Raw genomic sequence first — 13,836 nt, forward strand, 5'->3', positions numbered from 1 at the left:
TCCGCGATGCGCAGCAAGGGGCACCCCCTGACCGGCCCCCGACAGCACAACCTCCGCACCGCAAGGAGACCCCGTGTCATTGAAGGCCCCGCCGTCCCCGGCCAGCAGGAGCCGGGGACGTGGCGGGCAACCCGTCCGGCCGGTCCGCCGCACACGAGGCGGACTGGCCCGGCTCGGCCCGCTTCCCTGGATCGCCCCGGTGGTCCTGCTCATTCTCGCTGTCGTCGTCTGGCCCGTCATCGAGCTGGTCAGGACCTCGTTCCTGAACATCAGCATCGCGGGGATCGTGCGGGGCTCGGCCGGCACCGACAAGTACAAGAAACTCCTCGACGAGACCGATTTCGGGCACGTCATCCTCTGGACCGTGCTGTGGACGGTCGTGGTCGTCGGCGTCACGATGATCGTCTCGCTGGGCCTGGCCCAGCTGTTCAACCAGCGCTTTCCGGGCCGCCGCGTCACGCGCTGGGCCCTGATCGCGCCCTGGGCCGCCTCGGTGCTGATGACGGCCATCGGCTTCAAGTGGATGCTCGACCGCACGGCCGGTGTCCTCAACACCGTGATGATCGACCTGGGCCTCATCGACGACTCCAAGGACTGGCTGGGCTCTGCGGGCACCGCCTGGCCCTGGATGATGTTCGTGGCGGTCTTCGTCTCGCTGCCTTTCACCACCTACACCCTGCTGGCCGGGCTCCAGACGATCCCGGCGGACGTCTACGAGGCCGCCCGGATCGATGGTGCGGGGGCCTGGCAGACCTATCGGGGGATCACGCTGCCGCTGCTGCGGCCGGCCTTCCTGGTGGGTGTGGTCATCAACCTGATCAACGTCTTCAACTCGTTCCCGATCATCTGGGCGATGACGCAGGGCGGCCCGGGCAGCGACACCGCGACGACCACGGTGTTCATGTACAAGCTCAAGGAGACCGACATCGGCGAGTCCGCGGCGATGTCGGTGGTCAACTTCCTGATGGTCGTCGTGCTCGTGCTGATCTTCCTGAAGGTCAGCCGGTGGAACGAGGAGGACTGATGGCGACCGCAACACAGACCGCCGGACCCGAACCGGTCGAGAAGGGGACGGCCCGGCGCGCCCCGCGCCCGGCGCGGCCCAAGCGCACCTTCCGGCCGCGCACCCTGGTGATCACCGCGGTCGCCTGGCTGCTCGCGGCGCTCTTCCTCGCGCCGTACCTGGAGATGATCGTCACCGCGCTGCGGCCGGCGGAAGAGCTGCGGGACCGCACCTATCTGCCGGACAAGCTGCACTGGTCCAACTTCATCGACGTGTGGAAGGAGTCCTCGCTCGGGGACAACCTCCAGGTGACGCTGCTGATCTCGGGCGGTGCCACGCTGCTGGTGCTGCTGGTCTCGCTCCCGGCGGCCTACTACACGGCCCGGATGCGGTTCAAGGGTCGCAAGTGGTTCCTGCTGCTGGTGCTGGTCACCCAGATGTTCCAGCCGACGGCGCTGCTGGTGGGTCTCTACCGGGAGTTCCATCAGCTGGACATGCTCAACTCGGTCTGGACCCTGATCCTCACCAACGCCGCGTTCAACCTCGCCTTCGCCGTCTGGATCCTGACCGCCTACATCGGTTCGATCCCGCCGGAGCTGGAGGAGGCGGCGATGGTCGACGGCACCAGCCGCTTCGGGGCGATGATCAAGGTGACGCTGCCGCTGGCGCTGCCCGGCGTCGTCACCGCGGTGATCTTCACCTTCATCACGTCCTGGAACGAGTTCGTGATGGGGCTGACGCTCTCCACCGAGCCGGACAAACAGCCGCTGACGGTCGGGATCAACAACTTCATCGGTGCCTACACGGTGCAGTGGAACTACCTGTTCGCCGCGTCGGTCGTCGCGATCGTGCCGGTGATCATCCTGTTCGCCTTCATCGAACGGCACGTGGTCTCCGGCCTGACGGCAGGCTCCGTGAAGTGATCTGCGGCGGCGGGAAGCGGGTACGCACCCGAGCGCACCCGCCGCTGCTCACGGGTCCCCGGCCGCGGCCGGGGACCCGGCGTTTTCCCCCGTTCAGCTCCGTATGATGACCCACAAATGAGCACCAACCGCTCCCAGCCGAGCTCGAAGGGCTTGACGGGAAGAACCGCTGGGGCTCTTCTTAGGGTTCAGTTGTTGGAGACAAACGGGGAGTGAACAGTGGTGGAGACTCCGGGGTCGCAGTCCTCGCTGCACCGGGCGAACCTCGAGCGCGTCGTGCGGGCCGTCCGGATGGCGGGTTCGCTGACCCAGGCCGAGATCGCCCGCACCACCGGGCTGTCGGCCGCGACCGTCTCCAACATCGTCCGTGAACTCAAGGACGCCGGGACCGTGGAGGTCACCCCCACCTCCTCCGGCGGGCGCCGGGCCCGCGCCGTCTCGTTGAGCGCGGACGCCGGGATCGTCGTCGGTGTCGACTTCGGCCACTCCCATCTGCGCGTCGCCGTGGGCAACCTGGCGCACACGGTGCTGGCCGAGGAGGCCGAGCCCATCGATGTGGACGCCTCGGCCGACCAGGGCTTCGACCGCGCCGAGCAGTTGGTGCGGCGGCTGGTGGGGCAGAGCGGAGTCAGCCCGGCGAAGGTCATCGGCATCGGCCTGGGCGTGCCGGGCCCCATCGACATGGAGACCGGTGTGCTCGGCTCCACCGCCATCCTGCCGGGCTGGGTGGGCACCAACCCGCGCGACGAGCTCGCCGCCAGGATGGGCGTCCCGGTCTACGTCGACAACGACGCCAACCTCGGCGCCCTCGGCGAACAGGTCTGGGGGGCCGGCCACGGCGCCCATGACCTGGCGTACATCAAGGTCGCCAGCGGCGTCGGCGCCGGACTGGTGATCAACGGCCGGATCTACCGCGGCCCGGGCGGCACCGCCGGGGAGATCGGCCACATCACGCTGGACGAGTCGGGCCCGGTCTGCCGCTGCGGCAACCGCGGCTGCCTGGAGACGTTCACCGCGGCCCGCTATGTGCTGCCGCTGCTGCACTCCAGCCATGGAACGGATCTGACGATGGCCCGGGTGGTGCGGCTGGCGGCCGAGGGCGATCCGGGCTGCCGACGGGTCGTCGCCGACATCGGCCGGCACATCGGCAGCGGTGTCGCCAGCCTGTGCAACCTCCTCAACCCCTCGCGGGTCGTCCTGGGCGGTGACCTCGCCGAGGCCGGGGACCTGGTGCTGGGTCCGGTACGGGACTCGGTGGCGCGCTACGCCATTCCGAGCGCGGCCCGCCAGTTGAAGGTCCTGCCCGGCGAACTCGACAGCCGCGCCGAGGTGTTGGGTGCCCTGGCGCTGGTCCTCAACGAGATGGGTGACACCACCCTGGTCGATGCCGCCGCCTCTGCTGTCGCCTAGCCGCTGGGGCGGCGACCCGCCGTTGCGGATTCGCTCTGTTGCCGGGTGCGGCGCCGTTGTGGTTGCTCGCATAGTTCCCCGCGCCCCTTTCGGGGTTCGGGGTTTCAACGGATGGCATCGTTGTCATCTCGTTAAGTATTTGCTTATTGACCGCTGAGTCACCGGCGAGTTGACTTCCGGCTACCTCGGCCGCAACGCCGCGGCCCCGTCAGGGAGGTCTCTCAATGCACGCAGCGCTGCGCGGCATCGTCCTCGGCACCGTCACACTCTCACTCGCCCTCACCACGGCCGCCTGTGGCAGTGCCGACCAGGCGGACGGCAAGGACAGCGACAAGTCCAAGAAAGGGCCGCTGACCATCGGGCTGCTGCTGCCCGAGAACCAGACGGCGCGCTACGAGCGCTTCGACAAGCCGCTGATGGTCAAGAAGATCAAACAGCTGGCGGGCAAGGACACCAAGGTCCTCTACGCCAACGCCAAGCAGGACGCCAACCTTCAGCAGCAGCAGGTCGACACGATGATCGCCAAGAAGGTCGACGCGCTGATCGTCGACGCGGTGGACGCCAAGTCGATCTCCAGCTCGGTCAAGAAGGCCGACGACAGCGACATCCCCGTGGTCGCCTACGACCGCCTCGCCGAGGGCCCCATCAAGGCCTACACCTCCGTCGACAACCCGCGGGTCGGCCGGATCCAGGCCAAGTCCCTCCTCGACGAGCTGGGCGACAAGGCCGACAAGGGCAAGATCGTCATGATGAACGGCTCCGTCACCGACCCCAACGCCAAGATGTACAAGGAGGGCGCCCACTCCGTCCTCGACGGCAAGGTGAAGATCGGCAAGGAGTACGACACCAAGGAGTGGAAGCCGGAGAACGCCAACGAGAACATGAAGGGCGCCATCTCCTCCCTCGGCAAGAAGAACATCGTGGGCGTCTACTCCGCCAACGACGGGATGGCGGGCGGCATCATCACCGCGCTGAAGCGGGCCGGCTTCGACAAGGACGAGCTGCCCCCGGTCACCGGCCAGGACGCCGAGCTCAACGCGGTCCAGCGGATTCTGGCGGGCGAGCAGTTCATGAGCGTCTACAAGCCGTACGTCCCCGAGACCTCCGCCGCCGCCGAGTTCGCCGTCGCGCTGGCCCGGGGCGAGTCGCTGGACAAGATCGCCACCTCCAAGACGGACAGCGAGTCCACCAAGGACATCCCGACGAAGATCGTCACGCCGCTGCCGCTGGTCAAGGACGACATCAAGAAGTACGTCGGCAAGTCCGGCTTCTTCACGGCCAAGGAGATCTGCACCGCCGACTTCAAGAAGGCATGCGCCGAGGCGGGCATCAAGTAGACCCCGGCAGCGGTCGGCACCCCCACCGCTTCGGCGGTCGGGGGGTGACGGCCCAGGGGCATAAGGAGTGATTCACGTGTCCGCTTCGCCCGTGCTGGCGTTGCGCGGAATCTCCAAGCGGTTCGGCGCCGTCCAGGCGCTCACGGACGTCGAGCTGGAGATCCACCCCGGTGAGGTCGTCGCGCTCGTCGGCGACAACGGTGCGGGGAAGTCCACCCTGGTCAAGGCCATCGCGGGTGTCGCCCCGGCCGACGAGGGCACCGTGGAGTGGGACGGCAGGCCCGTCCGTATCGAGCGGCCGCACGACGCCCAGGAACTGGGCATCGCGACCGTCTACCAGGACCTCGCGCTGTGCGACAACCTCGATGTCGTCGGCAACCTCTTCCTCGGCAACGAGATCAAGACCCGCGCCGTGCTGAACGAGGTGGAGATGGAGCGCCGCGCCAGGGAGCTGCTGTCCACCCTCTCCATCCGCATCCCCAGCGTCCGCGTCCCGGTCGCCTCGCTCTCCGGCGGGCAGCGGCAGACCGTCGCCATCGCCCGCTCGCTGCTGGGCGACCCCCGTGTCGTCATCCTCGACGAGCCCACGGCGGCGCTCGGCGTCGAGCAGACCGCGCAGGTGCTCGACCTGGTGGAGCGGCTCCGGGAGCGGGAGCTGGGAGTGCTGCTGATCAGCCACAACATGGCGGACGTACGAGCCGTCAGCGACCGGGTCGCGGTGCTGCGCCTCGGCCGCAACAACGGGACCTACACGGTGAGCGAGACCACCCAGGAGGAGATCGTCTCCGCGATCACCGGGGCGACCGACAACGTCGTCACCCGCCGCAACGCCCGTACCGCAGACAACGCCCGTACCGCAGACAGCGTGCCCACGACGGAGGTGCACAAGTGACCACCGGCACCCCCACCGACGGCACACCGGCCGACGGCACCCCCGTGGACGTCACCAAGGCGGACTCCGGTGAGGCGGACGCCGCGCAGGCCCCGGGCGCGGCGGAGAACCAGTCGGCGGCCCCGGACGCGTCCGTGGCCACCCTCGACCCCCGGCTGCTGGTCCGCCGGCGCGGCTTCGCCGGCTATCTGGAGGACCTGCTGCGCCGGCTGCGCACCGGCGAGCTGGGCTCCATTCCGGTCATCGTCGGTCTGCTGGTCATCGGCGCGGTCTTCCAGCTGCAGGACTCCGCGTTCCTGAGCGCCAACAACCTCAGCAACCTGTTCGTGCAGAGCGCGGGCACCGGGCTGATCGCGGTCGGCATCGTCTTCGTGCTGATACTCGGCGAGATCGACCTGTCGGTCGGCTCGGTCAGCGGTATGTCGGCCGCCGTGCTGGCCGTCCTCAACATCAACCACGGCATGAACGAGACGCTGGCGGTGCTGCTGGCCGTCCTCACCGGAATGGCGGCCGGTGCGATCCACGGCTTCTTCTTCGCCAGGATCGGCGTCCCGGCCTTCGTGGTCACCCTGGCGGGCCTGCTGGGCTGGAACGGCCTGATGCTCCAGATCCTCGGCCCCAGCGGCACCATCAACCTGGACGACGACGGGCTGGTGGCGCATCTCACCAACTACTACTTCTCCGACAAGGCCGCGGCCATGGGCCTGGCCACCTTCTGTGTGCTGGCCTTCCTCGGCTTCTCGCTGCTGGACCAGCGCCGGCGCAAGGCCGCCGACGTCCCCAGCCGTCCGCTCAGCGAGATCCTGCTGCGTACAGCGGTACTGGCGGTACCCGCCTACGTCGCGGCCGCGGTCTTCAACTCCTACAAGGGGCTGCCGCTGGCGGTGGTGATCTTCCTCGGTGTGGTCGTCCTCGGCGACTTCGTGCTGCGCCGTACGAGCTACGGGCGCCAGGTCTTCGCCGTCGGCGGGAGCAGCGAGGCCGCCGGGCGGGCGGGGATCAACGTGCCGATGGTGCGGATCACCGTCTACGCCATCGCCGGAACGATGGCGGCGGTCGGCGGACTGTTCTTCGCGTCACAGATCAACGCGGCCAACCAGTCCTCCGGCGCCGGCAGCCTGCTGATGAACTGCATCGCGGCAGCCGTCATCGGCGGCACCAGCCTCTTCGGCGGTCGCGGCAAGACCTGGTCGGCGCTGCTGGGCGCGCTGGTCATCCAGTCCATCAACTCCGGAATGGCCCTGCTGGGCACCGGTTCGGCGCTCCGCGACATGATCACCGGCGCGGTGCTGCTGGCGGCGGTCGTGATCGACTCGGTCTCGCGCCGGACACAGAAGACGGCCGGTCGGGCCTGACCATTTCCGGCCACTTTTCCTGGCCCGGCATCGACCGACGAAAGGCCCCTGACCAGGGAATCCCTTGTGTCGAACGTATGCACTAGACCGGTGGAGGCCTGCCGGAATGCGAGGGCCACTCCGGGCAATCCTCCCGGAGTGGCCCTCGCATTCGGCCGGGTACCGCCGGTAGGGACCGGCATTCGTGTGAGTGAGATGCCACCGTCCGGTGAATCCGGACGGGGGCGGAACATTAGACTCGACGGATCGGAAGCGGCACGGTCCGACAACGACGGCTCGACAGCGTTCGATCACGCTTGACGCAAGGAGGTACGGGTGGCGTTGCTGACCCGCATCAGGGGACCACGCGATCTGGACCGGCTCACCCCGGAGCAGCTCGACGAGCTGGCCGGGGAGATCCGCACCTTCCTGGTCGAGGCGGTCTCCAAGACCGGCGGCCATCTGGGCCCCAACCTCGGTGTGGTCGAGCTGACCATCGCCCTGCACCGGGTCTTCGACTCACCCGCGGACAAGGTGCTCTTCGACACCGGGCACCAGTCCTATGTGCACAAGCTGCTGACCGGGCGGCAGGACTTCTCCAAGCTGCGGGCCAAGGGCGGCTTGTCGGGCTACCCCTCGCGGGCCGAGTCGGAGCACGACGTCATCGAGAACTCGCACGCTTCCACCGTGCTGGGCTGGGCGGACGGCCTGGCCAAGGCGAACGAGGTGCGGGGCCGGGACGACCATGTGGTGGCGGTCATCGGTGACGGCGCGCTGACCGGCGGAATGGCCTGGGAGGCGCTGAACAACATCGCCGCGGCCAAGGACCGACCGCTGGTGATCGTCGTCAACGACAACGAACGCTCCTACTCGCCCACCATCGGCGGTCTGGCCAACCACCTGGCCACCTTGCGCACCACCGACGGCTACGAGCGCTTCCTGGCCCGGGGCAAGGACGTCCTCAACCGCACCCCCGTCGTCGGCAAGCCCCTCTACGAGACGCTGCACGGCGCCAAGAAGGGGCTCAAGGACTTCATCGCGCCGCAGGGCATGTTCGAGGACCTGGGGCTGAAGTACGTGGGTCCCATCGACGGGCACGACATCGCGGCTGTGGAGTCGGCCCTGCAGCGCGCCAAGCGGTTCGGCGGCCCGGTGCTGGTGCACTGTCTGACCGAGAAGGGCCGTGGCTACCAGCCCGCGCGGCAGGACGAGGCCGACCAGTTCCACGCCGTCGGCGTCATCCACCCCGACACCGGACTGCCCGTCAAGTCCTCCGGCGCCGATTGGACTTCCGTCTTCAGCGACGAGATGGTCAAGCTCGGCCGCGAGCGGGAGGACATCGTCGCCATCACGGCGGCCATGATGCGTCCCGTCGGACTCCACGCCTTCGCGCAGGAGTTCCCCGACCGGGTCTACGACGTGGGCATCGCCGAGCAGCACGGCGCGGTCTCCGCCGCCGGACTCGCCACCGGTGGGCTGCACCCGGTCTTCGCCGTCTACGCCACCTTCCTCAACCGCGCCTTCGACCAGCTGCTGATGGATGTGGCGCTGCACAGGTGCGGCGTGACGTTCGTACTCGACCGGGCCGGGGTCACCGGCTCGGACGGCGCCTCGCACAACGGCATGTGGGACATGTCCGTCCTCCAGTGCGTACCCAGCCTGCGGCTGGCCGCGCCCCGCGACGCCGACCAGGTGCGCGCCCAGCTGCGCGAGGCCGTCGAGGTGGAGGACGCGCCGACCGTGGTGCGGTACTCCAAGGGCGCCGTCGGCCCGGCCGTCCCCGCGGTGCGCCGGGTGGGCGGCATGGACGTACTGCGCGAGCCCGCCACCGGCGCGGCGGCCGATGTGCTGGTGGTGTCGGTCGGGGCGCTGGCCCCGATGTGCCTGGAGGTCGCCGACCTGCTCGACAAGCAGGGCATCACCGCGACCGTGGTGGACCCGCGCTGGGTCAAGCCCGTCGACGAGTCGCTCCCGCCGCTGGCCGAGCAGCACCGGGTCGTCGTCACCGTCGAGGACAACAGCCGCGCGGGCGGTGTCGGCTCTGCCGTGGCGCAGGCGCTGCGGGACGCGGGCGTCGATGTGCCGCTGCGGGACTTCGGCATCCCCGAGCGCTTCCTGGACCACGGGTCCCGGAAGGAGATCATGGCGGAGATCGGGCTCACCGCGCCGGACATCGCCCGTCAGGTGACGGGGCTCGTCGCCAAACTGGACGGGCGCTTCGACGCGGAGCGGGCCGAGGTGGCCCGCGACTAGCCGCTTCGCGGGGTGCCCCGCTGCCCCTGTGTGGAGGGGGTGCCCCGCCCGAAGTCGGCAGGCTGCGGGCAGTTGCTGGTCGCTCGCGCGGGTGCCCCGCGCCCCTGACGGAGTGCGGTCCCCTGCGGCGCTTGAGGGAGCAGGGCGGCCAAGCGCAGCCCCCCGTGTCAGGTGCCGCTAAATTGGGGGGATGCCGTCGTCCCCAACCGCGGAACGCCACACCACCGCTGCGAGCGCCAAGGAGCCCGCAGTCGACTGGACGCGGCTCGTCGTCGTCCTCACCGCCCTCACGGTCCTCACCCGACTGCCGTCCTTCGCGCGTACGCCGTGGAACCCCGACGAGGGCTATCTGGCCACCCAGGCGCGCCAGCTGGCGGACGGCGGTGTGCTCTACGACACCGTCGTCGACCGCAAACCGCCCTTCGTGCCCCTGCTCTACCGCGGTGCGTTCGCGGTCTTCGGCGACGACTCGCTGTGGCCGCTGCGGGTGGCGGCCATCGTCGCCGTACTGGTGGGCGCGGTCCTGGCCGCCTCCATCGCGGCCCGCCGCTGGGGTGAGCGGGCGGCCTGGACGGCGGGTGTCTGCTACGTCTTCCTGACGGTCGGTCTCAAGCCGGAGGACACCCAGGCGGCGACGTTCGAGGTCTTCATGCTCCCGTGGACCGTCGCGGCCATCTGGTACGCCGAGCGGGCCCGCTGGCTGGGCGCCGGACTGGCGGTGGCCGGAGCGGTGCTCTCGAAGCAGACCGGTGGTGCCGTGCTGCTGCCGGTCCTGGCCCTGCTGTGGCAGTCCCGCGCGGGTTGGGCGGCCTTCGTCCGGGTGAGCGCCGCGGCCGCGCTCCCCGTGGTGAGCGCCGCTTTCGCTTTCGACCCCGGCCGGTTCCTGTACTGGATAGCGACCGGCTCCGGCTCCTATCTGTCCGCCGACGGCGCCGGGATCAAACCGCTGCTGCGCGCGCTCGCCGGTGTCGGCCTGCTGACGCTCGCCGCCCTCCCGCTCGTCGTCGCCCTCGTCCGCGTCGTCCGCTCCCGCGCCGCCGCCCGACCGGGCACCCGCGCCCCGCTCAGCGGCACCGCGGATCTGTGGGTGTGGCTCGCCGCCTCGCTCGGCGCCGCCACCGTCGGCTTCCAGTTCTTCGGTCACTACTTCCTCCAGCTCGTTCCGCCGCTCGCGCTGCTGGGTGCCGCGGCGCTGCACGAGCTCACCGCCAGGGCCGCCACCGCGGCGCTCGCCGCCACGGCGCTCGTGGCCTGCGGGTACGTCGGCTGGGGCTTCACCGACAGCCGTGCCGAGGTCGACCACGCGCGACGGCTGGCCGACACCGTGCGCTCCTACACCGACCGCAAGGACCGGGTGCTGCTGTGGGGCATGCACCCCGAGGGGTACTGGCTGTCCCAGCGCTCTCCCGCCTCCCGCTATCTGACCGCCGGGTTCCTCACCAACTTCAGCGGCGGCCGGGGCGAGGCGCGGGTGGGGGAGCGGTACGCGATGGAGGGCGCCTGGCCGCACTTCGAACGTGAGCTGCGGCGGCGCCCGCCCGAGCTGATCGTCGACGACTCGCGCGGCAAGCGGTACGGCGTCCAGCAGATCCCCACGCTGCGTCGCCATCTGGCCCGCCACTACGAGAAGGTGGCCACCATCGACGGCTCGTCGTTCTATCTGCGCAACAGCCCGAAGATCCGCTCCTCCCGCGCCGGACACGCGCCTCCGGCCCGCTGACCACCGTCCACCCTCGCGGCCTGCGGCTGCTCCCGGCTGCCCCCGGCTGTCCAGTTGCCGCTCTCCCGGTGATCGACTGTTGTTTCCCTGCGCCGATTAGGTTCGCCGCCCCGCGTGCGTCACGTCGGCATACGCGGGGCAGTCGCACGGCGCAGGGCACGGGGAGGACAGCTTGTCGTTCGAGCAGGAGTGGGCCGGGCTCAAAGCCGCGTACGCGCCGGAGTCGACGGCGCACATGCGGCTCGCCGGGGCCGATGTGCCCGGGGGCGGGGGTGGCGGCGGCACCGGAGGCGGGCCGGCCGGGAAGAAGCGGCTCCAGGTGACCGACCATGTGCTGCGGGAGCGCGCGGGCCGCGCCGAGACCGTACGGGGCCAGTTCCTCAAGGCGGACGACGAGGTCATGCGCGAGACCGGGCAGATCGGCGGCGGTCTCAAGGGGTTCCGTACCGAAGCGGCCCTCGCCACCTTCCAGGAGCGGTGGCGCGACCAGATGTCCTACGTCAAGCAGCAGCTCACCGGCACGGCGTCCGCGCTGCGCACCGCGGCGGGGGCGTTCACCACCGAGGACCACCGGCGCAAGAAGGAGATCGACGACGCGGCGGGCGGGAAGCCCGGCCACACTCCGCCCGCGGGTGACCGCCCGTGAGTGACACGCTCAGCTACACCGACGTACGGCACGCCGACCTCACCCCGCTGGACGAGGCCGTCGGCAAGTGGAAGAACGCCCCCGGCAAGTTCCAGCAGGTCGCCACCAACTTCCGTACCGAGGTCGTCAAAGGGCTGGCGAACTCCGACTTCGAGGGCGAGACGGCCGAGGCGGCGTGGCGGAAGTTCCGGGCGGTCAAGGCCCAGTTGCTGGCCGCGCAGGAGGAGTCCCGGCGGATGCACACCGTGCTCTCCCAGGCCCTGGAGAAGTTCCGTACCGCGCAGAAGGCGCTCAAGACCATCGAGGAGGAGCTCGAAGGCCATGAGCATCTGCGACTGGACAAGAGCGACGGCTCGGTCGAGCTGAAGCTCACGGACGAGGAGGAGAAGGCCCGCACCGCCTACGCCAAGGCCTACCGCGAGGTCATCGCCGGGTACCGGGACCGCACCCGCGCCGCCGTCGACCTCGCCGACCAGGCCGACCGGGACCTCTCCCAGGCGCTGACCACCGACGTCAACGGCACCGCACGCGGCTTCAACGACCACGCGTACGACAGCCTCAAGGCCGCGCGCGAGCACTCCGCGCGGGACCTCAGGGAAGCGCTGCACCTGGCGCGGACCAAGAACGGCGAAATGACCTCCGACCAGCTGGAGCGGCTCACCGCGCTGATCGCCCGGCACGGCCGGGACCCGCAGTTCGCCGAGCGGTTCGCCACCGAACTCGGCGCCGAGCGGACGCTGCAGCTGTGGTACAACGCCACCCACCCGCACCATCCTGATCACCCGGACACGAAGATCGACGAGAAGGCGTGGTGGAAGTCGGCCCGGACGCTGCAGGAGTCCTTGAGCACCACCCTGGCCACCGCCTCGCACTCCGACTCACCGGCGATGCGGCAGTGGCAGCAGGACATCATCGCGCTGGGCGATCAGCGGCTGGAGAGCAGCGGCGGCAGAACGCACCCCTTCGGCTTCCAGCTGATGAGCAACCTGATGCACTCGGGCACGTACGACAGCGGCTTTCTGAACCGCTACGGCGACCGGCTCGTGGCCTGGGACAAGGAACTCAACACCCGCGACAACTACGCCTACTGGGCCAACAGCGCCGACACCGACAACCTCGACCCCGGCGGCGATCCGGGCGACACCGGGCACGACGCCGTGGTCGGCTTCCTGGAGGCACTGGGCCACAACCCCGAAGCCGCCACCGACTTCTTCGGCCGGCCCGGCACCGTCAACGGCGCCGTGGATCGGGACGCCGAGCTCAACGACCACCTCAAGTACCTGACCAAGGACCGCAACTGGGTCTTCGACGGCAACACCCGGGCGGGCCCGCGCGAGATGCCCGGACACGAGGCGCTCGGCCACGCGCTCACCGCCGCCACGACCGGTTACACCTGGGACGACCCGCAGCTGACCGGCGAGGACCCGGAGATCTTCAAGCACGGCGGCGACCGGCGCACGGCGGCCACGGCCGGTGTGATGGAACAGGTCGTGCACGTCTACGGCGGCGCGGACGGCCCGAAGCTCCTGCACGACCAGCCGGCCCTCGCCCCGAGCCTGGGCGCGATGGGCGGTGCCTACGTGGACGACATCAACCGCGCCGTCTCCGGGGTGGGCGACTCGCTGCAGAGCACCGGGGCCTTTCCGCCCGGCTACCGAGGCGCCGCCCGGCTCGGCCGCGACCAGGCCGTGGACTTCCTCAGTGTGCTGGGCCAGAACGAGACCTCGCACGGCATCATGAACCAGGCCGAACACCTCTACACCCTCGACCGGTTGGCGCAGCATCCGCCCTCGGCGAGCGACGAGAGCTGGGCCACGGGGCGGCGGGTGCTGCTGACGGAGGCCGAGGCGCGGGGGACGCTCGACCACGCCCGGGTGCAGCAGATCGAGGCCCGGTACGCGGCCGACAGCGCCGACGCGCAGACAGCCTTCCGGGAGTCGGCCAACTGGACCCGCGTCGGCATGAGTTCCGCGGCACCGGCCGTCGCCAACGGCGTGCTGAACGTGGTGAGCAAGAGCGGGCCCTGGGGCGTGGTGATCCCGATCGCCCAGGCCGGCGGGGTGGAGTTCGCGAAGCTCTTCCACGACGACGCGGTTTTCGGCGGACCCGATCTGCCGGACCCGCCGGAGAACAAGGATCAGTTCTTCGCCCGCGGTGAGCGCGATCTCGGTGCGACGGCGGAGAAATATTTGGAGAAGTACGGGCGCGGCCCCGATGTGACCGGGGAACTCGCCGACGACATCAAGTCCAAGTACCTGGCCATCGGGCCGCAGGGCAACGCCTTCGAGGGCCGCGAGCCCTATACGGGGTGAAAGAGC

General features: G+C 69.9%; 10 protein-coding genes. All 10 read left to right on the forward strand.

Features of this window, described 5'->3' with window-relative positions; translation table 11 throughout:
• The first annotated feature begins 73 nt into the window (after positions 1-73).
• The 10 genes from JW613_RS17515 (at position 74) to JW613_RS17560 (ending at position 13,830) form a co-directional block, all read left to right on the forward strand.
• Positions 74-1,024, forward strand: coding sequence for a carbohydrate ABC transporter permease (locus JW613_RS17515; protein ID WP_180289783.1), 951 nt, complete (start codon positions 74-76; stop codon positions 1,022-1,024).
• Complete coding sequence (locus tag JW613_RS17520) at positions 1,024-1,926, forward strand: carbohydrate ABC transporter permease (protein ID WP_209211761.1); 903 nt, start codon at positions 1,024-1,026, stop codon at positions 1,924-1,926. Before JW613_RS17515 ends, JW613_RS17520 begins: the two co-directional genes overlap by 1 nt.
• A 222-nt stretch (positions 1,927-2,148) precedes the next feature.
• Positions 2,149-3,336, forward strand: a complete 1,188-nt coding sequence (locus tag JW613_RS17525) for an ROK family transcriptional regulator (protein WP_209211942.1) — start codon at positions 2,149-2,151, stop codon at positions 3,334-3,336.
• Positions 3,337-3,560: 224 nt separating this feature from the next.
• Entirely contained in the window at positions 3,561-4,673 is a 1,113-nt protein-coding gene (locus JW613_RS17530; RefSeq protein ID WP_099884909.1) for a substrate-binding domain-containing protein, read from the forward strand.
• 67 nt (positions 4,674-4,740) lie between these two features.
• Positions 4,741-5,565 (forward strand): ATP-binding cassette domain-containing protein, encoded by an 825-nt coding sequence (locus JW613_RS17535; RefSeq protein WP_209211762.1) that lies wholly within the window; start codon positions 4,741-4,743, stop codon positions 5,563-5,565.
• Positions 5,562-6,920, forward strand: coding sequence for a sugar ABC transporter permease (locus JW613_RS17540; RefSeq protein WP_372447956.1), 1,359 nt, complete (start codon positions 5,562-5,564; stop codon positions 6,918-6,920). Before JW613_RS17535 ends, JW613_RS17540 begins: the two co-directional genes overlap by 4 nt.
• Positions 6,921-7,235: 315 nt before the next feature.
• Positions 7,236-9,152: a 1-deoxy-D-xylulose-5-phosphate synthase gene (dxs, locus tag JW613_RS17545; protein WP_209211763.1), complete on the forward strand. Its 1,917-nt coding sequence runs from the start codon at positions 7,236-7,238 to the stop codon at positions 9,150-9,152.
• Between the two features lie 190 nt (positions 9,153-9,342).
• Positions 9,343-10,872: a glycosyltransferase family 39 protein gene (locus tag JW613_RS17550; protein ID WP_209211764.1), complete on the forward strand. Its 1,530-nt coding sequence runs from the start codon at positions 9,343-9,345 to the stop codon at positions 10,870-10,872.
• Between the two features lie 172 nt (positions 10,873-11,044).
• The gene (locus JW613_RS17555) at positions 11,045-11,518 is read left to right on the forward strand and encodes a hypothetical protein (RefSeq protein ID WP_209211765.1); all 474 of its coding nucleotides are present in this window, start codon (positions 11,045-11,047) and stop codon (positions 11,516-11,518) included.
• On the forward strand, positions 11,515-13,830 hold the full coding sequence (locus JW613_RS17560) for a hypothetical protein (protein ID WP_209211766.1): 2,316 nt from the start codon (positions 11,515-11,517) through the stop codon (positions 13,828-13,830). The genes JW613_RS17555 and JW613_RS17560 overlap by 4 nt, the downstream gene beginning before the upstream one ends.
• Positions 13,831-13,836: the final 6 nt, after the last annotated feature.

This window comes from Streptomyces smyrnaeus (assembly GCF_017676345.1).
Classification (GTDB): domain Bacteria; phylum Actinomycetota; class Actinomycetes; order Streptomycetales; family Streptomycetaceae; genus Streptomyces; species Streptomyces smyrnaeus.